Origin of the sequence: Aggregatilinea sp. (assembly GCF_036822615.1) — a bacterium.
Taxonomy (GTDB): domain Bacteria; phylum Chloroflexota; class Anaerolineae; order Aggregatilineales; family Aggregatilineaceae; genus Aggregatilinea.
In genome coordinates, this window is sequence record NZ_DAISHJ010000087.1 from 1 (window position 1) to 21,856 (window position 21,856).

17 protein-coding genes and 1 tRNA gene are annotated in these 21,856 nt (G+C 63.8%); 6 read left to right on the forward strand and 12 right to left on the reverse strand.

Going from position 1 to position 21,856, the window contains the following annotated elements:
- The 6 genes from V7116_RS18840 to V7116_RS18865 form a co-directional block, all read right to left on the reverse strand.
- A partial coding sequence (locus V7116_RS18840; RefSeq protein WP_324393513.1) for an alpha-amylase family glycosyl hydrolase occupies positions 1-1,469 on the reverse strand: 1,469 nt, incomplete at its 3' end.
- Between the two features lie 226 nt (positions 1,470-1,695).
- Positions 1,696-2,721 (reverse strand): thioredoxin-disulfide reductase, encoded by a 1,026-nt coding sequence (gene trxB / locus V7116_RS18845; protein WP_349258548.1) that lies wholly within the window; start codon positions 2,719-2,721, stop codon positions 1,696-1,698.
- Positions 2,722-2,909: 188 nt separating this feature from the next.
- Entirely contained in the window at positions 2,910-4,019 is a 1,110-nt protein-coding gene (locus tag V7116_RS18850) for an alginate O-acetyltransferase AlgX-related protein (RefSeq protein WP_324393515.1), read from the reverse strand.
- Between the two features lie 182 nt (positions 4,020-4,201).
- Complete coding sequence (locus V7116_RS18855; protein WP_324393516.1) at positions 4,202-4,954, reverse strand: amino acid ABC transporter ATP-binding protein; 753 nt, start codon at positions 4,952-4,954, stop codon at positions 4,202-4,204.
- A gap of 21 nt (positions 4,955-4,975) precedes the next feature.
- Entirely contained in the window at positions 4,976-6,958 is a 1,983-nt protein-coding gene (locus V7116_RS18860; protein ID WP_324393517.1) for an ABC transporter substrate-binding protein/permease, read from the reverse strand.
- A gap of 359 nt (positions 6,959-7,317) precedes the next feature.
- On the reverse strand, positions 7,318-10,764 hold the full coding sequence (locus V7116_RS18865) for a BMP family ABC transporter substrate-binding protein (RefSeq protein WP_324393518.1): 3,447 nt from the start codon (positions 10,762-10,764) through the stop codon (positions 7,318-7,320).
- Between the two features lie 349 nt (positions 10,765-11,113).
- On the opposite strand from V7116_RS18865, the gene V7116_RS18870 reads away from it, so the two are divergent.
- From V7116_RS18870 to V7116_RS18880, 3 genes are all read left to right on the forward strand, one after another.
- A tRNA-Lys gene (locus tag V7116_RS18870) sits at positions 11,114-11,185 on the forward strand.
- 92 nt (positions 11,186-11,277) lie between these two features.
- Positions 11,278-13,230: a serine hydrolase gene (locus V7116_RS18875; protein WP_324393519.1), complete on the forward strand. Its 1,953-nt coding sequence runs from the start codon at positions 11,278-11,280 to the stop codon at positions 13,228-13,230.
- Positions 13,211-14,314, forward strand: a complete 1,104-nt coding sequence (locus V7116_RS18880) for a tRNA-queuosine alpha-mannosyltransferase domain-containing protein (protein WP_324393520.1) — start codon at positions 13,211-13,213, stop codon at positions 14,312-14,314. The genes V7116_RS18875 and V7116_RS18880 overlap by 20 nt, the downstream gene beginning before the upstream one ends.
- Positions 14,315-14,455: 141 nt before the next feature.
- On the opposite strand, the gene V7116_RS18885 is transcribed toward V7116_RS18880, so the two are convergent.
- From V7116_RS18885 to V7116_RS18900, 4 genes are all read right to left on the reverse strand, one after another.
- Positions 14,456-14,896 carry a DMT family transporter gene (locus tag V7116_RS18885; RefSeq protein WP_324393521.1) on the reverse strand — a complete coding sequence of 147 codons (441 nt, stop codon included), beginning with the start codon at positions 14,894-14,896 and terminating at the stop codon, positions 14,456-14,458.
- A gap of 89 nt (positions 14,897-14,985) precedes the next feature.
- A complete protein-coding gene (locus V7116_RS18890; RefSeq protein WP_324393522.1) occupies positions 14,986-15,372 on the reverse strand; it encodes a VOC family protein in 387 nt (128 codons plus the stop codon).
- A gap of 23 nt (positions 15,373-15,395) precedes the next feature.
- Complete coding sequence (locus V7116_RS18895) at positions 15,396-16,268, reverse strand: metallophosphoesterase (protein ID WP_324393523.1); 873 nt, start codon at positions 16,266-16,268, stop codon at positions 15,396-15,398.
- Between the two features lie 29 nt (positions 16,269-16,297).
- Positions 16,298-18,565: an ATP-dependent helicase gene (locus V7116_RS18900; RefSeq protein ID WP_324393524.1), complete on the reverse strand. Its 2,268-nt coding sequence runs from the start codon at positions 18,563-18,565 to the stop codon at positions 16,298-16,300.
- A 175-nt stretch (positions 18,566-18,740) separates the two neighbouring features.
- On the opposite strand from V7116_RS18900, the gene V7116_RS18905 reads away from it, so the two are divergent.
- Entirely contained in the window at positions 18,741-19,013 is a 273-nt protein-coding gene (locus tag V7116_RS18905) for a DUF3175 domain-containing protein (RefSeq protein ID WP_324393525.1), read from the forward strand.
- A gap of 51 nt (positions 19,014-19,064) precedes the next feature.
- Here V7116_RS18905 and V7116_RS18910 read toward each other — a convergent pair whose 3' ends face one another.
- A complete protein-coding gene (locus tag V7116_RS18910) occupies positions 19,065-19,550 on the reverse strand; it encodes a VOC family protein (protein WP_324393526.1) in 486 nt (161 codons plus the stop codon).
- A 143-nt stretch (positions 19,551-19,693) separates the two neighbouring features.
- Here V7116_RS18910 and V7116_RS18915 point away from each other — a divergent pair, with 143 nt between their 5' ends.
- Positions 19,694-19,921: a hypothetical protein gene (locus V7116_RS18915; protein WP_119065334.1), complete on the forward strand. Its 228-nt coding sequence runs from the start codon at positions 19,694-19,696 to the stop codon at positions 19,919-19,921.
- Positions 19,918-20,346 (forward strand): type II toxin-antitoxin system VapC family toxin, encoded by a 429-nt coding sequence (locus V7116_RS18920; protein WP_324393527.1) that lies wholly within the window; start codon positions 19,918-19,920, stop codon positions 20,344-20,346. The genes V7116_RS18915 and V7116_RS18920 overlap by 4 nt, the downstream gene beginning before the upstream one ends.
- A gap of 2 nt (positions 20,347-20,348) precedes the next feature.
- Here the strand turns inward: V7116_RS18920 and V7116_RS18925 are convergent.
- On the reverse strand, positions 20,349-21,856 hold a 1,508-nt coding region (locus V7116_RS18925; protein ID WP_324393528.1), incomplete at its 5' end, for a DNA translocase FtsK.

Genomic DNA, 21,856 nt, shown 5'->3' on the forward strand with positions numbered 1-21,856 from the left:
GCGCCCCAGCCCGGCAGCTCGACGATCAGCCCCGTGCGCGCCAGATCGTCGCCCGGCTGCGCGTCGAGCGCCGTGCCGTCGCGGACCTCGCGCAGCGTCCACGACGCGCCCTCCAGCCCGAAGTCCGGCAGCAGCACGCGCCCCCGCGAGCGCCCCGGCGCGTAGTTGATCACGATCACGCGGCGCTCGTCGCCCAACCGCCACGTATATGCAATCAGGTTGGCGAACGATCCGCTGCCCGGTTTGGCGGATGCAGCGTCCCGCAGCCGCCACGCGCCCTCGCGGTAGATCGGCTGCGCGGCGTCGGCCAGCAGCGCGCGGTAGAACGCTTCCAGCGCGCGATCCGGCTCCTCGTGTGGGCGGCGGCCCAACTGCACCGGCAGCTTGATCCGACAGCCCTGCGTCTGGCCCTCGTGGATCAGCGTCGCGCCGGGCAGCGTGCAGGCCAATACGGCGGCGGGACGGTGCCGCGCCGGACCGAGCGCGGTCTGGGCGCGCGCCTCGTCGTGATTTTCGATCAGCCGCACGAGCCGGTCCTGGTAGCTGAGGTCGGCGTACAGGTGCTGCGCGATGGTATGCGCCGGGCCGCTCAGCAGGCGGTCGTAGAGGCGCTTGTCGTAGGTGTAGTCGAAGCCCTGCTGCTGAAGCTCCCACTCCATGTCCCAGTACACTTCCGCGACGAACAGAAACTCCGGGTGCTGCGCCTTGACCGCCGGGATCACCTCGGTCCAAAACTCCTGCGCGGGCGGGTGCCCGGCCCGGTCGCCCCAGGTCTGCGTGAAAATGCGCGTGACCATCAGCATCACCATGTCGCAGCGCACGCCGTCGCACTGCGCCGCGATGTCGTTGAGCGTTTCGATCGACAGCGCCCGCAGCGTGGGATCGAACGCGTTGAGCTGCGCGGTATCGGTCCAGGGCGGGAAGTACGGATCGCGCCCACAGGCGAAGATCTGGTTCGCGCTGGCGCCCGGCCCGTAGAAGTAGCAGCCCTCACGGGAGGCGAGTTCCTCCGGCGTGCCGTGCAGGTACGCCTCGGGATGCTGTTCCAGCCAGGGATGGTCGGTCGCAGTGTGGTTGGGCACGAAGTCCAGCACCAGCTTCATGCCGCGCTCGGCCAGCCGCTGCCGGATCGAGGCCAGCGCGTCCGGCCCGCCCAGGTGCGCGTCCACCACGTAGCGGTGCACGGCGTAGGGCGATCCGATCACGTCCTGCGGCGTGAAATCGGACAGCGCCTGATGATATTCGTGCTGCAAGCCGGGGTGTTCCAGCGCGATGCGGCGGCCTTCGGGGCTGCGCTCCCAGACGCCCATCAGCCACACGGCGTCGAACGGCCACGACGCGATCTCGTCCAGCTCCGCGTCCGGCACGTCGGCCAGGGTCACGGCGCGGTCATATTTTTGCGAAAGGGTCTGGAGCCACGTCCAGGCGTTGATTTCGTAGAGCAGGGGGTTGTTGGGCCAGGATGTCACGAGCAATAGTCCCTCTTGGGGCGAACGGAAAAATGCGCCGTCAAGAGTAGCGGAAAACCGGACATTCCGCACCCCAAAAACGCATGAAAACATGTCGAATGATCGAAGCGATCGGAATAAGCGGAATTAATCGATCAATTGGATCACTCCGATCATCGCATGTTGTGGCGGGGCAAACAAAAAGGGCACCCCGCAGGATGCCCTCTCGACTCCGTGTGCCGCCGGGTTATCCGGCGCTTTCGGTCGCGGCCAGCTCCGGCACTTCGCGCGCGGCCAGCCACCGCTCAGCGGTCAGCGCCGCCGCCGTGCCCTGGCCCACCGAGGTCGCCACCTGCCGGAAGATGCGGTCCTGGACCTCACCCGCCGCGAAGACGCCCTCGACGTTGGTGCGCATCAGCTTGTCGGTGACGACATAGCCGAAGTCGTCGCGCTCCAACTGGCCCGTGAAGATGTCGCTGTTAGGATCGTGGCCGATGAAGATAAACACGCCATCGGTCGGGTACAGCGTCTGCTCGCCGGTCTTGATGTTGCTCAGGCGCACGCCCGTCACCTTACCGTCTTCACCGACCACCTCATCCACCACGGTATCCCAGATGAAGTGCATCTTCTCGTTGGCGAAGGCGCGCTGCTGCAAGGTCTGGCCCGCGCGCAGCTCGTCACGGCGGTGCACCACGTCCACGCGGCTAGCGAAGCGCGTCAGGAACAGCGCCTCTTCAATCGCGCTGTCGCCGCCGCCGACCACCACCACGCGCTTGTCGCGAAAGAAGAAACCGTCACAGGTAGCGCAGTAGCTGACGCCGTTACCGGTTAGCTCGCGCTCGCCGGGGATGTTCAGGTGACGCGGCGTCGCGCCCGTGGTCACGATCACCGCTTCGGCGCGATAGGCCTGCCCGTCATCGGTCTTGATCGTGAACGGCGACCCGTGCGAAAAATCGACCTCGCTCACCGCGCTGAAGAGCTTGATCCGCGCGCCGAACTTTTCCGCCTGGCGCGTCATCAAGTCCACCAGCGCCTGCCCGCTCAGTCCTTCGGGGAAGCCGGGATAGTTTTCGATCTCGTAGGTCAGCGATACCTGGCCGCCCGGCTCGTGCCCACCGACCACCAACGGGTTCAGCTTGGCGCGCGCCGCATACAGCGCCGCCGTCAGCCCCGCAGGGCCGGACCCCAGGACGATCAGCTTTTCGACCGGATTCTCGCCCGTGGGTTCGGTGGAAGCGGCATCCGGGGTAGAAGTCGTCAGGTTCAGCTTCATCTCAGTCATCACAATCCTCGCTTGACGATGGTTTTCAGGCAGTGGGCCGGGCAGCGCCTGCCGCAGAGGGCAGCGCGCTCAGAAGATCGCCGGAAGAACGTTCCGGCCATCATTTCATTAGATGCAGAAGACCCTGCGCTCGTCGCAGATTATACAGGATTCTGACACACTCCGGCATGCCGGGCCGCTCAGGGCAGATCCAGCCACCCGGCGAGCGCCTCCGCCACGACCTGATGCCCGGCGGCGGTCCAATGCGTATCCGAGCCGGGCAGATAGAGATCGCCGTCCGTCTCTGCGCGCGCCGCCTGCAAGACCGGCAGCAGGTCCAGGTAAGGGATCGCTTCCGCCTCGAAGAACGCATCCAGCCGCGCCTGATTTTCCGCCGGATCGGGCCGGTCGACAGGACCGCAGTCGGCCAGGAACTTATCTTTCTGCGCCGGTTCGACCTGGAGCTCAGTCGGGATGATGACCACGCGGAACTGTTTGCCGTCCGCCTCCACGTCGTCGCGCAGCGCGCGCAGCAGCGCCTCGGTCAGCGCCCAGTCGTCGTCGGTCAGCTCGGGGAAATTTTCCTTGAGCTGGAAGCGGCACACGTCGTCGTGACCCTCCACCGGGCCATCCGAGCGGTTGAGCACCGCGCCCGCCAGAAACGCGACCATCGAGCTGCGCATCAGGCGCGTGCTGTGCTGCCCCGCCACCAGCGGCAGCTCGAACGCGCCGCTATAGGGGTAATCGTGCAGGGTCAGTGAGCCATCCTCGTCCAGCGAATAATACGGCAGATCGGGCCACTCCGTGTTGCCGATCAGGTCGTTGCCGGTGTAGAGCATCAGCAGCACCACGTCGGGATCGTACGCCGCCCCCAGGTGCTCGTAAACCAGACGTTCCTGCGCGGGCTGGTAACCGCTGGCCCCCATCGCGATCACCTCGACGTCGCCCGCGTAGACGGTTTCGAGCAGCGTGTGGAACGTCTTCTCCTGCGAGGTTTCCAGCGCCAGCGTGAACGAATCGCCCAGCACCAGCAGCCGCGAGACGCCATCCGTGCGCGCCTGGGCGTAATTGTCTTCGCGGAAGCCGTCGTCATTGACGCGGATCTCGACCAGCCCGTTCGTAGAAAAGATCCGCGCATGCAGATCCGGCTCCAGCGTCCACCCGATCGGGTGCGACGCGAAGACGTCCGCAGGCAGGCGGTTGGGCAGTGTCCCCTGCGCGACGAGCACGCGCGCCGCGCCTTCGGCCACCAGCAGCGCGAATACCAGCCCAAACGCGATCCCGGCTGCGGCACGCCACACACGATTCATTCCGGTTCCCCTTGTACGATAAAACGGGCGACTCTGCGCCCGCTGCCATGCACACTCACGTACCCCCGCCATAGTAGTGAAAAATGCGACGCGGGGCAACAGGACCACCGTGCTCCACACGCAGCGCGCCCCGGCTCGAAACGGCGAACCGGGGCGCGCAAATAGGGCGAACGAATGTCGCGCTACAGGATCTTGCTCAGGAACAGCTTGGTGCGCTCGTGCGACGGATCGGTGAACAGCACGTCCGGCGAGGCTTCTTCGACGATGCGCCCGCCGTCCATGAACACGGCGCGATCGGCTGCCGCCCGCGCGAAGCCCATCTCGTGCGAGACGACGACCATCGTCATGCCTTCTTTGGCGAGCTGGAGCATCACGTCGAGCACTTCCTTGATCATCTCCGGGTCGAGCGCGGACGTCGGCTCGTCGAACAGCATGATCTTGGGGTCCATCGCCAGCGCCCGCGCGATCGCCACGCGCTGCTGCTGCCCGCCGGAAAGCTGCGTCGGGTACGCGTCGGCCTTATCGGGAATGCCCACCTTCTCCAACAGGTCGTGGGCGCGGGCGGTCGCTTCGCTGCGCTTACGTCTGCGCACGACGCGCTGCGCCAGCAGGACATTCCCCAACGCGGTGCGGTCGGGGAACAGGTTGAACTGCTGGAACACCATGCCCACTTCCGTGCGAACGCGGTTGATGTTGCGCGCGCCGCTCAGCGGGATGCCGTCCACGGTGATACTGCCGCCGTCTACCGTTTCCAGGCGGTTGATGCAGCGCAGCAGTGTGCTTTTGCCGGAGCCGCTCGGCCCGACGATCACGACCACCTCGCCCGGCTTCACATCCAAACTGACGTTGTTCAGCGCGTGGACCGTGCCGCGCAGCGTGTGAAAGCGCTTGTGCACGCTTCGGATCTGGATGATGGGTTCGCCACTAATTGCCATGATGTTTCATACCCCTTTCCGTTACCGGGGCAAGCGCGTGCGGCGCTCAAGCAGCCGGACAAGCAACGAGAGGAACAGCGTCATCAGCAGGTACATGATGGCGACGGTGTTATAGCCTTCAAAGGCGCGGAACGTGCGCGAGATGTACAGGCGGCCCAACTGGAGCAGGTCCGGCAGCGCCAGCACCGAGATCAGCGCCGAGTCTTTCAGCATGGCGATGAAGTCGTTGCCCAGCGGCGGCAGCACCACGCGCACCGCTTGCGGCAGGATGACGTAGCGCATCGCCTGCGGGTAGCTCATGCCCAGGCTGCGCGCCGCCTCCATCTGCCCGCGATTGACGCTCTGAATGCCCGCGCGGAAGATCTCCGCGATGAACGCGCCGTAGCCGAACGCCAGACCGAGGATCGCCTCCCACTGATCGCTTAGCTCGATGCCCGTCCAGTCGCGCAGGCGCGGGCTGAACACGAAGCCCGCGTAGAGCAGAATCACCAGCAGCGGGATGCCGCGAATGACCTCGACGTACAGCGTCGAAATCGCGTACAGGATCGGGTTGCGCTGGACGCGCATCAGGCCGATGATGAGGCCGATAATCAGGGCGATGCCGTAGGCCAGGAACGTCACGCGCAGCGTCAGGAAGATACCGGCGTCGCAGCCGCGCAGGTTGTTCAGGGCGCATTCGCCGGGCTTCATCTGGCGGTTGTCTACGATCTGGTCGCGGTCGATGACCACGTATTCCGGCGCGACGGTCTGCACCGTCAGCGTGTTTTCGGTCTCGTTGACCACCGTGCCGGTGACAGTATCGTCCTTCAGCTTGACGGTCGCTTCGCAGTTGCGGGTACATTCGCGCGGCGGTTCCGGCAGCACCACACCGGCATCGGGGTTTTCGTCCACCCAATCGGCCACGGCATAACGATCCTCACCGCTTGAGATGAAGATCAGCGCGTCCACCTCGCCGGACCCGGTCGCGGCCAGCGCCGCGTCCAGGTCAGGATACGCCACGAGCGACGCCTGGGCGTCCCCCTCCGCATACACCAGCGGGACCAAAAGCGCGTCGAGCTGCTGCATCTGGTCCAGCGCGGCCACGATGTCCGTGCCCTCGACGTACCCGATGCGCACCGACGCGCCGGGCGTGACCGCCTGATTGGCGACGGCGTCGTTGATGGCGATGGTCAGCGTCGGCACGTAGTAATAATCTGCGTCACCCTTGCGGATTTCGTGCTTGGTGCCGTCATCGTCCTGAATCGTCAGCGACGTATCGCTGAGCGCCGTCAGGCGGCCCGTGATCGTCTCGCCTTCGCGGTCAATCGTCACGCGCTCGACCGGCGTGCAGTCGGGCTGATCGTCCGGGCAGGGGATCGTGTCCGACTCCATGTCCGCGATGCGCGACTTGTCGAACGTTTCCTGCTCCGCGGGCACGGTGCGGATCGTCATCCGATCGCCGTTGATGTCGGTCAGCGTGCCGGTAACGGTCACTTCGTCGATGTAGTCGATGGTGATCTGCGTGCCGCCGTCGCCCTCGGTGCGTTCCTCGCTGACAATATCCGACTTCAGGATTTCAACTTCTTCGCCGTCCTCGGTGCGCACCGTGACGGAAGCCGGATCTTCGCGGACCAGGAACCCCGACCGTGTCACAACATCGCTGTCGATCACGTCGCGCAGCAGTTGGTTGATGACCGTCTGAACCGAATCCTGCGTCTCGCCCACGTACTGCCCGACGATCATCGACGGCTCGCCAACCACCTGCACCACTTCGTACAGATCGTCCGTCGTCCAGGTCGGCTGGTCGGCCAAAAAGTCGATGATGCGCTGGTACGTCACCGACGTCACCATCGAATACAGCACAATCACCGCCGCCACGCCGATGATAATCGCCCACCAGGGCAGCCCGGCGATTACACTGAGCGTGCGGTCGGACCACGTTGGCGCGGGAAATATTTCACCTGACTGCTCGGGATCGGGAAAACTGGAAGGCTCTATTTCGGTTGGGCTGGTGTTATCGGACATGTCTCTCTCGCAATGGAACTATCGAGCTTGGGCTGAGGCTTTAAGAACAATAGGCGTTGAGCCGAGCAGGAATTCGGGGCAGTACTGTACCACAGTCTGCAACCCAGGAGGATGTATTATTCGTACAAAAAGCACAACAATTCAAAGCATAACAATCCAAGAATTACTGGGCGAACAGGTCGCTGTCCCCGGCTCCTTCCGGCGTCTAAAGCGGTCGGCACGTGGCGCGTGTAAGAAAGCGGTCGAACCGGTGTGACAGAGTGGACGGGATGACGGTCGCCCACGGGTGGTAAGGGCAACGTTCGAGGGGGAAAAAACAGCGTGCCTCCCACAAGAGAGGCACGCTGTCGTCACTCAAATTACTCGGCGGGCATGAACTGCGACGGCGGTTCAACGCCGAACCAGTTCATGTAAATCTCTTCGTACGTGCCGTTGGCGATGATGTTCGCCAGACCGGCGTTGACCGCGTTGAGCAGTTCCGGCTTGTCGGGGTTCACGGCGATGCCGTAGAACTCGTCCGTGAACGGATCGCCCACGATGACCACGCCCATGTCGGGGTTGCTGCTGATGATTTCAGCGCTGACGGGGCCGTCATTCACCACGGCGTCTACGTTACCCGAATCGAGGGCCTGGAAGGCCAACGTGATTTCGTCGTAACGCACGACTTCCACGCCACTGACTTCGCTCACCGCGAGGTCGCCCGTCGTGCCCGACTGCACACCGACGCGCAGACCCGCCAGATCTTCGAGGGTCGAGATATCGCTCGCGTTGTCTTCCTTCACGGCGATGGTCTGGCCCGCGTTGAAGTAGGGGTTGGAGAAGTCGATGATCTCTTCACGCTCGTCGGTGATGGTCGCCGCGCTCGCAACTGCGTCGAACTCGCCCGACTGCAGCGCCACGAAGATACCGTCCCAACGGGTGTTGACCCAGTTCAGCTCGAAGCCCTGGTCCGCCGCGATGGCGTTCATCAGGTCCACGTCGAAACCGGTCACGTTGTTGTCTTCGTCAACAAACTCGAAGGGCGGATATTCCGCGTTCGTGCCGATGGTCACGATGCCCAGATCCGAGCTGCCCGACGCAGCGGCGGCTTCTTCCGTCGCCATAGGCATGGCTTCTTCGGTCGCCGCAGGCTCTTCAGCCGCCGCACCGTAGCCGGTCGAGATCGAGCCATCCTGCAGGCTCGCCGCGACTTCCGTCAGTTCGTCCTTGACGTCCTGCGGAACGGTGTCTTCGAAATCGTGGAACGGCGCAAGGCCTGACGCACCGTAGAAGTTACCCGGGGTCACCGAGCCGTCAACGATGCTCACGATGATGTCCGCCACGCCCTTGTCCAGCAGCTTCATCGCGCTGGAAACGAGGCACGGGTGCGCCTCGGGCACGGTCAGCCACTGGTCGGAGTCCACGCCGATGCAGTACGGCGGATTGCCGTCCGTCACCGCGTTCGCCACTTCGATCAGGCCACCGTTACCGGTCTTGCCGCCCGCCGCGAACACCACGTCCGCGCCCTGGTCCAGCGCCTGACGCGACGTCGTCGCACCCCATTCGGGGTCCGTGAACGCCTGGTCAATCGCGCCCGGGTGGTACGTCGAGATGATGTTGATGTCCGGGTTCACGTACTTCGCGCCCGCCTGGTAGCCTTCGTTGAACGCCACCACTGCCGGCACCTGGTCCGTGCCCAACACCGCCGCAATCGTGCCGCTTTCGGTCAGACGCGCCGCGAGAATACCCGCCAGGAAGCCCGACTGGTCCTCGTGGAACACCAGACCCACCACGTTGTCCACCGGCTCCGCCTGGAACTGGTCCACGCCGATGAACGTGATGTCCGGATACGTCGCCGCAGCCTGCTGCGTCGCTTCGCCCAGCGCGAAGCCGACCGTCACGATGATGTTGTAGCCGTTCTCGGCAAACTCAGCGATGTTGTTGGTGTAGTCCACCGAGTCTTGCGTCTCGATGTAGTCCACGTCCGCGCCGCAGCTCTCCGCCGCCAGCACGCCTTCCCACGAACTCTGGTTGAAGCTCTTGTCGTTGATCTGGCCCACGTCCGTCACCAGACCAATCTTCACCCCACTCAGATCCACCGCTTCGCAGTCGATCAGGTCGGGCGCGACGATCGCTTCTTCCGTCGCCGCCGGTTCCATCGCCATTTCTTCCGTCGCAACCGGCGTCGCCATCACGGCTTCTTCGGTCATGACCGGTTCCATCGCCACTTCTTCAGTCGCCATAGCCACGGCCACGGGTTCCTCGGTCATGGCGGGTTCCATCGCCACTTCTTCCGTCGCCACCGGTTCCATCATTTCTTCGGTCGCAACAGGTTCCATGGCTTCTTCGGTCGCCGCAGGCTCTTCAGCCGCCGCACCGTAGCCGGTCGAGATCGAGCCATCCTGCAGGCTCGCCGCGACTTCCGTCAGTTCGTCCTTGACGTCCTGCGGAACGGTGTCTTCGAAATCGTGGAACGGCGCAAGGCCTGACGCACCGTAGAAGTTACCCGGGGTCACCGAGCCGTCAACGATGCTCACGATGATGTCCGCCACGCCCTTGTCCAGCAGCTTCATCGCGCTGGAAACGAGGCACGGGTGCGCCTCGGGCACGGTCAGCCACTGGTCGGAGTCCACGCCGATGCAGTACGGCGGATTGCCGTCCGTCACCGCGTTCGCCACTTCGATCAGGCCACCGTTACCGGTCTTGCCGCCCGCCGCGAACACCACGTCCGCGCCCTGGTCCAGCGCCTGACGCGACGTCGTCGCACCCCATTCGGGGTCCGTGAACGCCTGGTCAATCGCGCCCGGGTGGTACGTCGAGATGATGTTGATGTCCGGGTTCACGTACTTCGCGCCCGCCTGGTAGCCTTCGTTGAACGCCACCACTGCCGGCACCTGGTCCGTGCCCAACACCGCCGCAATCGTGCCGCTTTCGGTCAGACGCGCCGCGAGAATACCCGCCAGGAAGCCCGACTGGTCCTCGTGGAACACCAGACCCACCACGTTGTCCACCGGCTCCGCCTGGAACTGGTCCACGCCGATGAACGTGATGTCCGGATACGTCGCCGCAGCCTGCTGCGTCGCTTCGCCCAGCGCGAAGCCGACCGTCACGATGATGTTGTAGCCGTTCTCGGCAAACTCAGCGATGTTGTTGGTGTAGTCCACCGAGTCTTGCGTCTCGATGTAGTCCACGTCCGCGCCGCAGCTCTCCGCCGCCAGCACGCCTTCCCACGAACTCTGGTTGAAGCTCTTGTCGTTGATCTGGCCCACGTCCGTCACCAGACCAATCTTCACCCCACTCAGATCCACCGCTTCGCAGTCGATCAGGTCGGGCGCGACGATCGCTTCTTCCGTCGCCGCCGGTTCCATCGCCATTTCTTCCGTCGCAACCGGCGTCGCCATCACGGCTTCTTCGGTCATGACCGGTTCCATCGCCACTTCTTCGGTGGCAGCCGGTTCCATCATTTCTTCCGTCGGGGCCATCGCCACTTCGACACCCGCTTCGGTCGCTGCGGGCTCCATGGCAACTTCAGTCGCCGCCATCATTTCTTCGGTGGCAGCCGGTTCGAGGGCGGTTTCCGTCGCGATCGCGGCCATTTCGGTCGCCATCGCCTCTTCGGTCGCTACCGCAGCGACTTCTTCCGTCGCCACAGGAGCCGCTTCCGTCGCCTCAACAACAGCTTCAGTTGGCTCAGCGGCAACCGTCGGCGCAGTTGTCGGCGCGGATGTCGGCTCTGGCTCGTCGTCGTCTCCGCCGCAGGCAGCCAATGCCAGCGCTGCGATCAGTACTAAAACGAGTAGTCCGATCCAACGTCTGTTCTTGAACATTGATTCTTCTCTCCTCGGCTATCCGATTGTGCAAAGTGGACCAAAAACACAAGGGTCTGCTTAACGTGGCAGGCAGATGAATGAGATTGGCCTTCTATAATACTACGTTGAAACAAGAAGATGTAAATCTCATTCTATGTCTAATTTATATAAAAGTTGTTAGAAACGACCACCCCGCACTTGCAGAAGCATATTTACGCTTCAAACGGTGCGTCGAGAATCTCAGGGGCACAGCCGGGCGCGGAACGGCGGACAGCCCCACCGGGCAAGCGGATCGGCGCAACTTGGCGCACGGGGGAAGTGCCCGTTGAAAACGCCTCCGTTTATGCTATACTTGCTAGCGCAAGCCGGGCGTGTAGCTCAATGGCAGAGCAGTGGCCTTTTAAGCCATTGGTTGGAGGTTCGAGTCCTCCCACGCTCACACACACTTTCGGGGGGCGATCCAGCACGGCATAGGGATCGCCTTTTTCGTGTTTAGGCCCGGCGGTCGCCAGTTGGGAAGGAACGGCATTTATGCATCTGCGCAGCGCGTGGCTCTGGATGGTGACTCTCGTCGTGATAGGCGTCAGTGCGCTGGCCGTCCGGCCCAGCGGCGCGCAGGATGTGACTCCTACGCCCGCGCCCACCGTATACGTCGAAGCGCTCGACCGCGCCAACCTGCGCAGCGGCCCCGGCATCGAATACCCGGTCGTGGGCGAGATCGGCGCGGGAGCCTACTATCAGGCCCTGGCGCGGCACGAGTTCGTGCCCTGGCTGCAAATCGACTATCCCGGCGCGGCGGTGGCGTGGGTCTATAACGACCTCGTGACCATTACAGGCAACATCTACACCCTGCCCGTCGTCAGCGACTATCCGCCCGTGGTGACGCTGACGCCCACGCCGCTGACCATCCGCACGCCCACCCCGACCGGGCAGGCCCCGCTCGTCACGCCGCAGGCGCAGCCGTCCGCCACGCAAACTACCGCGCCGGAAGCCAGCGCCACCCCGTCGAGCGAAAACAGCGAGAATGTCGAACCGGCAGGCGGCCCGCCCGAACGCACCGAACCGCCCGCCTCGCCCACCGCGACAATCGAGGGACCGGTCGCCACCATCCTGGCCGGGCCGACCAACGTGCGGTACGGGCCGGGCATCGACTATCCGGCCATTGTCGAGCTGGACGAAGGCGCGTCCTATCCCGTCACCGGGCTGCACGCGATGGTTCCCTGGGTCGAGATCGCCCTGCCGGAGTCCGCGACCGGGCGCGGCTGGGTCTACCGCGATCTGGTCGAGATCAACGGCGACACCAGCCAGATCCCGGTCATCAGCAGCTTCAACTTCACCCTGCCGGACCTGACGCCCACGCCGCAGACGGTCGTCGTTAACGCGCCGCCGTGGGATACGGCTGCCGCGTCGGGCACGCTGGCCGGGACGCTCGGCGAGCAGATGAACAGCTACCTGCTGTCGCAGGGCTTCGACCCCTACGCGCACGAGTTCGGCTCGGTCTTCCTGCTCGATCTGCGCACGGGCGATACGTTTACGCTCAACGACGGCGTGGCCTACAGCGGCATGAGCCTGACCAAGATCCCGATCCTGGCCGCCTATTTCCAGAAGCACCAGGGGCCGCTGGGCACGGACGACGCGTTCCTGGTGGCCGACACGATGATGTGCAGTGAGAACATCACGACCAATGCGCTGCTGGAGGACATCGGGGACGGCGACAGCGTGACGGGCGCGCAGCGCGTCACGGCGATGATGCAAAATCTGGGGCTGCAAAGCACGTTCATCATGGCCCCCTACGTCACCAGCGAAAACCAGGAGCGCCCCAACGTCGGCACGGTGCAGACCAACGTCGATCAGGTGCGCGCAGAGCCGGACCCCTACAACCAGATCACGCCGAAGGATCTGGGCTGGCTGCTGGCGGGCATCTACCAGTGCGCGATGGACGGCAGCGGCCTGCTCACCGAGCGTTACCCCGACGATTTCACCGTGCAGGAATGCCGCCAGATGATCAGCGCGATGGACGCCAACATCATCAACGTGTTCATCGAAGCGGGCGTGCCGGAAGACGCCACCGTGATCCACAAGCACGGCTGGGTCGATAACACGCACGGCGACGCCGGGATCGTGATCGGCCCGGATGACGCCTACGTGCTGGTCGCCGTGCTGCACAGCGACGAATGGCTGCCGTTCGAGAACACATCGCCCACCATCGCGGAGCTGTCGCGTCTGGCGTGGAATACACTGAACCCCACGGACCAGGAAGCCGAGATTCACCCCGGCACCGTGCCCGGCGAGTGCAACCCGCGCGAGGATCCTGTCATGGACGCGCTGCTGGCGAGCGAACTGCCCGCGCCCGGCCCGGTTTTCTCCGCGACCGCCGCGCCTGAGGTCACCGCCGCGCCCGATGCAGCGCTCAGCCCCACGCCGGGCATCACCGGAACGCCGGTCACCACAGCGGCGGCAGACGATGCGATTCCTGCTGGTTGAGCCATACGACACCGGCTCGCACGCGGTCTGGATGCGCGGCTATCAGGCGCACAGCGCGCATGAGGTCGAGATCCTGAGCCTGGACGGCCAGTTCTGGCAGTGGCGCATGTTGGGCGGCGCGGCGGAACTGGCCGGGCAGTTCCTGCGGCGCGGCCGCGAGCCGGACCTGATCGTCGCCTCTGACATGCTCGACCTGACGACCTTCCTCGCCCTGACCCGCCCGCACACGGCGCGCATCCCCAGCGCCGTCTACTTTCACGAAAACCAGATCACCTATCCGGCAGGCCCCCGCCAGAAAGAACAGCAGCACTACGCCTTCATCAACGCCATGACCGCGCTGGCGGCGAACGCCGTGTTTTTCAACAGCGCGTTCCACCGCGCGGACTTCCTGCGCGACCTGCCCGGCCTGCTGAACCACTTCCCCGATCACCGGCTGCCGGGCACGGACGAGGCGATCCGCGCCAAGAGCGCCGTGCTGCCCGTCGGGATAGATCTCGCGCGCTACGACGCACACCGTCCCGCCGCCCCGCGCGATCCGTCGCGCCCGCTGCTGATCGTGTGGAATCACCGCTGGGAATACGACAAAAACCCGGAGGCGTTTTTCGCCGCGCTGGACGTTTTGGCCGGGGAAGGGGTGCCGTTCGAGGTGGCGTTGGTGGGCGAAAATACGCGTCAGAGCGTGCCGGAATTCGACGCCGCGCGCGACCGGCTCGGATCGCGGATCGTGCAGTACGGCTACGTGGACGCGTTCGCGGACTATGCGCGCTTGCTCTGGGACGCGGACACCGTCGTCAGCACGGCGATCCAGGACTTCTTCGGGATCAGCGTGGCCGAGGCGATTTACTGCGGCTGCTGGCCGGTGCTGGCCCGCCGCCTGAACTATCCCGCGCGCGTGCCGGACGCGTTCCACGCCAAGACGCTGTTCGAGGACGAGATCGGGCTGGTCGATCTGCTGCGAGCGCGCCTATGCGATCCGCGTCCCGCGCCAGAAGCGCTGCGGGCGCACGTCGCGCGCTACGACTGGCGCACTCTCGCCGCTGAATACGACCGCGTGCTGGCGGGAATAGCGATTACCAGTCGTTAGTTGTGAGTTGTTCGTTAAAGCAATCCGGTACGAAGATGGATCGGGTTGTAGGGGTGGGGCGCGCTCCGCCTGCTGAGCGCAAAACCGGGTAGGGCAAGCCCTACCCCTACCCATCACGCTCAGCTTTGATTCTCTACCCCACTACGACCGCACGACGAGCCACGTGCCCAGCAGCAGCACCGCAACGCCCAACAGGCGGCTGACGTCAATTTCGCGCACGGACGTCTCGAACCACCCGAACTGATCGATGATCAAACCGATGATAAGCTGCCCGGCCACGACGAGCGTCACGCTGGCCGTCGCGCCGATGCGGGGAATCGTGAAGTTGATCGCGGAGATCACGATCACGCCGAACACGCCGGAGATCGCCGCATACCACGGCAGAACGCGCCAGTTACCAAAATGCGCCTCGCCCTTGAGCAGCAGCAGCGTCCCCGCGATCAGCGTCCCGCTGAGGTGCACGATAAAAACGCTTTCCAGGCTGCCGCCCAGCCGCTGACTGATCTGGCTGGAAATCGGGGACTGAATACCAACCGCCACGCCGCCAATCAAACCAAAGAGGACGATCAAAAACAGGGTCATGTTTTATCCCTTCCGAAGAGGCGATCCGGCACAGATCACACACGCCCAGCCGGTCACCGGTCCGGGGCCACAGGTATCACAAGGCACAGTCAAACCGCGAAGACATGGTAGAGCCACAAGCGTAAGCCGTCCGGATCGTCGATTCCGAACGAGCGATGTCCCCAGGGCGTATTCTCAAGGCCGCGTGCGATCGGTACGCCAGCCCCGGCCAGCCGGGCCATCCAGGCGTCGGCATCGTCCACTTCGATCGACACCTCGATATTAGAGGGCTTCACCCCTTCGACGGTCCACCCTTCCGTGTCCATGATCTCGAACTCGACGGCGGGAGCCCCCGCCACAGGCGACAGAATCGCGCCGCGATCGCCGGGCCGGTCCCAGTTGGTAACCGGCGTCATGCCCAGCAGATCCCGGTAAAAGTGCAGCATAGCATCAAAGTCGGCGGTACGGCGGACGACACGCAGCACATGCATGCTCATGGGTGATCCTTTCCGGTCGCGCGCTACAAGCGCACGACCGCATCCGGCGGCAGGCTGTCGCCGGTCGTCTCGGGAGCCAACAGGAACACCGTGATTTCGGGACGGGCGCGGAAACGAAGCGGCAGCGACAGCATGCCCACGCCCCGGTTGACGTAGAGGATCATGCCCTCCACCCAGTGCAGGCCGCGCGTATATTTGCGGCCATAGGGCGGCAGCACCACGCGCACCAGCACCGGCAAATTGATCTGCCCACCGTGCGAATGGCCCGAAAGCTGGAGGTCGAAGCGGCCCGTCTGGGCGGCGAGATCCGCGAAGTCCGGCTCGTGCGCCAGCAGGATCGCCCCGCCGTCCGCCGGAAGCGCGCGCACGACTTCGTCCAGCCGGTCGCAGCGGGCCAATACGTCGTCCACGCCGCACAGGTGCAGCGTCGCGTCGCCGCGTTTGAGGGTGTGCACCTGATTCGACAGGTCGGTCACGCCGCTTTCGGCCAGCAGCACGCGGATCTTTTCGGCCCCGGCGCGGTGATCGTGGTTGCCCAGCACGGCGATCACACCGTCCGGCGCGGAGAAACGCCGCAGCGCCGCGACCAGCGCCCCCTCGTCGTAGGGTTCGTGGTCGGTCACGAAGTCGCCCGTGATGGCGATCAGATTCGGCTGCTGCTCGTTCACCAGATCCACGATGCGGTTCAGGCGATCCGCGCCCATATACGGCCCGGTGTGGATGTCGCTGATCTGTACCAGCCGGTAGCCCTCGAAGGCCGGATCGAGGCGCGGCAGGCGCAGCCACAGCCGGTTCACGTCGATCGCGTCCGGCTCGACCTTACGCCCGTAATAGACGAATCCCCCGGCGGCCCCGGCAAGCAGCGCCGCCGCTCCGGCCAGTTTCGATCGGCTCATCGCACCGCCTCCCCGCTCACGCGGCGTGCTTATTTGTCCATCTCAGACAGGAAGTCTGAGATGATCGTCTTTTGCCCGATGCCGGGGAACAGCACGTCCACTTCTTCAACTCTGCCGCGCGCTAGGCTGCGCACCACGACGCCCTCGCCGTATTTCTTATGCCAGACGCACGTCCCGGCCTTGAACTTGACCGTAGGCGGATCTTTGGGCTTGTCGCTCGACTTCTTCATGGGGATGGAGGACCGCGACGATCCCCGCCCGCGCGACGATGAAGAGGACGACGAAGACGAGGAAGACGACGAGCGATCCCAGGTGGTCATGCTGGTATAGGCGTCGCGGCTGATCGCCGAGGATCCGCGCGTGCGCAGCATCGCCCCATCGCGCACGTTGGCCGGAATGTCGTACAGGAAGCGCGACGGCATATTGGCGCTGCTGTCGCCGTAAAGCGAGCGGCGGAAAGCATAGGTCAGGTACACTCGCTCCTCGGCGCGCGTCAGCCCCACGTACATCAGGCGGCGTTCTTCCTGCATCTGGCTCGGATCGTCCATCGAGCGTGTGTGCGGCAGCACGCCTTCTTCCATGCCGGTGATGAACACCACCGGGAATTCCAGCCCTTTGGCCGCGTGCAGCGTCAGCAGGCTGGGGGCCTGTACGTCGTCCTCGCGCGTATCCACGTCCGAGACGAGCGCGACTTCCTCCAAAAACGTCGAAAGCGGCAGATTGGCGTACTGCTCGGCCACGCCCCGGAATTCCAGCACGTTTTCGACGCGGCCCTGGCCTTCGGGCGTGCCATCATCCAGGTAATCGAGATAGCGCGTTTCGCTGAGCACCAGCTTAAGTAACTCGGCGGGCGTGAGCGTCTCGCGCTGCTCGTGCCAGTGTAAAAGCTGGCTGCCGATCGTTTCCAGCGCGTTGCGCGCCCGGCCCGTGAAAGGCGCTTCGGCGCGTTCGTCGAGCATGTGGAACAACGCCTGCGCCACCGTGATCCGCAGCGACGACGCCCACGCTTCGAGATCCTGCATCGTCTTCTGGCCGATGCCGCGCGGCGGCACGTTGATGATGCGCTGCATGCTCACCAGATCGTCGGGATTGTGGATCAGGCGCAGGTAGGCCAACACGTCCTTGATCTCTTTGCGGCTGTAGAACCGCGTCGCGCCGACCAGCCGGTAGGCCAGCCCGGCGTGCAAAAATCCTTCTTCCAGCGCGCGCGACTGGGCGTTGGTGCGGTACATCACCGCGAAGTCGCCCGGCTGGTAGCCCGCGTAATTGACCAGATCGGTGATCGTCTCCACGATATAGCGCGCTTCGTCTTCCTCGTTATGCGCCTCGTAGATCGTGACCAGCGGCCCTTCTTTGCGCTCGCTGAACAGATCCTTCTTCACCCGGCCCGGATTCTGGTCGATTACACCCGTCGCCGCGTCGAGGATCGCCTGGTGCGAGCGGTAGTTCTGTTCGAGCAGGATCGTCTGTGAATCGGGATAGTTGTCGCGGAAGCGCATCACGTTGCGGTAGTCCGCGCCCCGGAAGGCGTAAATGCTCTGGTCGGGATCGCCCACCGCGAACAGGTTGCGCCGCTCGCCCGCAAGCTGCTGGATGAGCGTGTACTGTGCGATGTTCGTGTCCTGGAATTCATCCACCAGGATGTGCTCGTAGCGGCCCTGGTAGCGGTTGAGCACGCTCGGCGTGTCGCGGAACAGCGCGACGGTATGCGTCAGCAGGTCGTCGAAGTCACGCGCGTTGCACGCCCGCAGCAGCTCGTCGTAGCGCGCGTACACACGGCGAATGATCTCGGCGCGGTAATCGGGCGTGGGATACTGCTCCGGTGCAATCAGCTCGTTTTTCGCGCCCGAAATCAGGCTGAGCATCCCGCGCGGGTTATATTTTTTCTCGTCCAGGTTCAGCTCGGCCAGCGTCCGCTTGACGATCTTGAGCTGGTCGTCGGTGTCGTAAATCACGTAATCGCGCGAGTATGCGTCGGTATAGTCGGCCTCTTTGCGCAGGATGCGCGCGCAGATCGAGTGGAACGTGCCGATGGTCAGGCCATCCATCATGCCGGGTTGGCTGCACAGCCCCAGGACGCGGTTTTCCATCTCGCGGGCGGCTTTGTTGGTGAAGGTCACCGCCATGATATGCCACGCGGGCACGCCCATTTCCGTGACCAGATAGGCGATGCGGTGAGTGAGGACGCGTGTCTTGCCGCTGCCCGGTCCGGCGAGGACCAAAATCGGCCCTTCACCTGCCGAGACGGCCTCGGCTTGCTGCTTGTTCAGTCCTGCCAGGATGTCGGATGCTGCCACGCTGATCGCTCCTTTGTTCTGTTACAAGGCTATTGTAACGGGGCGTGCGCCGTGCTGCCAGACCGATTCGCGCGCAGACACGCTTCGCCGGAAGCGATCCCCCGTACTATGCCTTTGCTAGAGTCTGGGTAATGGCACGCCTCAAGACAACGTGTAATGGGAGAACAACAGAGCGATGAGCAAGCAGAAATGGTCACAGGATGTGACGGAACATTCAAACGCGCTGGACCTGGAAGAAGGCGTTTTCACCTGGGACGATCCGGTCAAGATCGCAACGTCGCTGAAAAAGTCGGCAGAAGCCAGTACGCGCCGCAAAGGCACGCCGCTGCAATCGTCGATGGGGATGCTGAATCTCTATATCAACCGCGCGGGATCGAATCTGGACAAAGATCAGAAAAACGTGTTGGAGCAGGCCAAAGACGAGCTGCGCAAGCTGTTCGAAGACTAGCTCCCCCGCCCGCGAATCCCGAACGAGGGAGCCAGCAAGCCCGCTCAGGTATCAGGCGGAGGCGTCCTGCAAAATACCCTGCACGGCGTCCAGCGGCATGTACATCTTTTTAGCGATGGCCTCCGGCGATAGTCCCTCGCTGCGGAAGCGCACCACCACCACGTCGAGCGGCTCCCCGATTTCGATCAGGTAACCGTCCGGATCGTACACGCGCAGCACGCGCTGGCCCCAGGGCTGCGCCTGGATCGGGTGCGCCACCGGAACCTGCGCCCCGGCCAGCTGCGCCGCGACCTCGTCCAGATCGGCAGCTTCAAAATACACTTCCACGTTATCACAGCCCAGCTTTCCGGCGCTGGCGGGGCGATTGTAAATCAGTTGGTTGGCGTATTCCGCCTCCCAGATCGCCAACCCACCAGCATAACCCACGTTCAGCCCAAAATCCGCCACGACCTGCATTCCCAACAGCCCCTCGTAAAACTGACGCGAAGCCGGTACGTCGCGCACGAAAAGCACCGTAGACTGGAACTTCACATCCATTGCTGAACCCTTTCGGAATAGCATAGCTCACATGTTCTATTATACGCGGGAATCAGGGATTTTGGTGCAATTCAAGCGCCATTGGCCACATGAGATTTGGCAGCGTCGTTATATAATAGGCTTGAGATTTAGGAGATCTATCGATGAGCACACTTGAGCAGGAAATTATCGAGAAATTTCAGCAGCTCAACACGCAGGCAAAACAGCGTGTGTTGGCGCAGCTCGAAGGCGAGATGCAAGCGACATTCGATTATGCGCGCTGGTGGTCGGACGTGGAGACGTTGCAGTCCGCCATGCAAAAGCGTCTGGGCGAACACTCCACCACAGGCGCACTATCCCTTCTGGATGATCTGCGTGAGGAAGCTTCGTGACGCAAGTCGTGCTTGATTCGGGCATCCTCATCGCCAGTGTATTTGTTGAGACACTGACCCCACAGGCCAAAGCCTTGCTGCAACAATTGCAGGCCAATCAAGTCATTCTACACGCGCCCACCCTGCTGCGTTACGAATGCATTGCGGTTGTCCGCAAAGCGGTTTACCAGGGGCGAATTTCCCCCGAAGAGGGACGGCACGCGCGTAATGCGCTTTTGAGCTATCCCATAACGCTCCACTTTGATCGCGTACTGCTTCGGCGCGGTTACGATCTGGCCGAGCAGTATAACCGCCCTACGGCCTATGACGCTCAGTACCTCGCCCTTGCCGAACGGTTAGCTTGCGACTTTTGGACCGCCGACGAACGCCTCTACAACGCCATTGCCTCGCAGTTCACGCAAGTGAATTGGCTGGGCCGCACCTAACCCTAGTCCCGCTTGAGCACCTCGCGGGGCTTACTGCCGCTTTCCGCCGGGCCGACGATGCCCTCATTTTCCATGATGTCGATCAGGCGCGCGGCGCGCGTGTAGCCGATCCGCAGGCGGCGCTGGAGCAGTGAGATCGAGGCTTTGTTCAGGCGCTTGACCAGCTCCACCGCCTCGTCGTACATCTCGTCGCGGCCATCGCCAATTTCATCGTCTTCGACCTCGAAGGTCGGCTGGTTGCTGTCGTCCCAGAATGCCTGCTGCTGGCCCGGATCCGCGCGCATCGCGGGCCGTGACGCGCTGCGCCCGTTCCCGTTCGTCTTCGGGAAGCTGACCAACCCGTCTTCCTGCGGCTCGGACTTGTTGAGGCCCTGCGTCTTCCAGTAACGCGTCGCGTTGTTGATTTCCTCGTCGGAGACATACACGCCCTGCATACGCAGCGGGGCGGGCGCGTCCGGCGACTGGTACAGCATGTCACCGCGACCGAGCAGCTTTTCCGCGCCCGGCTGGTCGAGGATCACGCGCGAGTCCATCATCGACGCCACCGCGAACGCGATACGCGCCGGGAAGTTCGCTTTGATCAGGCCCGTTACCACGTCCACGCTGGGCCGCTGCGTGCTGATAATCAGGTGGATGCCGGTCGCGCGGGCCATCTGCGCCAGACGCGCCAGCAGCTTTTCCGTCTCGTCGGGCGCGAGCATCATCAGGTCGGCCAGCTCGTCGATCACCACGATGATGTACGGCATACGTTTTTCTTCGGGGCGCAGCTTGCCGTTGTAGTCCACGATGTTACGCGCGCCGACCGCCGCGAACCTGCGGTAGCGGTCGTCCATTTCGCGTTGGACCCACTGTAAGACGCCGACCACGCGCTCCAGGTCCACCACGACCGGGGACAGCAGGTGCGGGATGCCGTTGTAGCCGGTCAGCTCCACGCGCTTGGGGTCCACCATGATGAACTGTAAGTCTTCCGGCGCGTTCGACAGCAGCAGACAGTTGATGATCGCGTTGACGCACACGGACTTACCGGACCCGGTCGTGCCTGCGATCAGCAAGTGCGGCATCACGGTCAGGTCGGCGGCGACGGGCGTGCCGTCCACGCTCAGGCCGAGCGCGATCCGCAGCTTCGAGTTGATGCGGCGGAACTCCGGCGAGTCCATCACGTCGTACAGGTTCACCGCCGTGATCTTGTCGTTCGGCACTTCGATGCCCACGAAGCCCTTGCCCGGCACGGGCGCTTCGACGCGGATCGAGCGCGCGGCCAGCGCCAGGGCGAGGTCCGCGTCCAGGCGGGCGATGGAGCTTACCTTGACGCGCGTACGCTTGCCGGAACGGTTGACGAGGTAATCCGGCTCGACGCCAAACTGCGTGATCACCGGGCCGGGATTGACCTCCACGACCTTGCCCGGCGCGCCGAAGCTCGCCAGCGTGTCCTCGATCATGCGCGCCTTGTCCAGCAGGATCTCGTCGTCCACGCGCTGCTCGCTGCCCTTCTTGAGCAGATCGCGGAAGT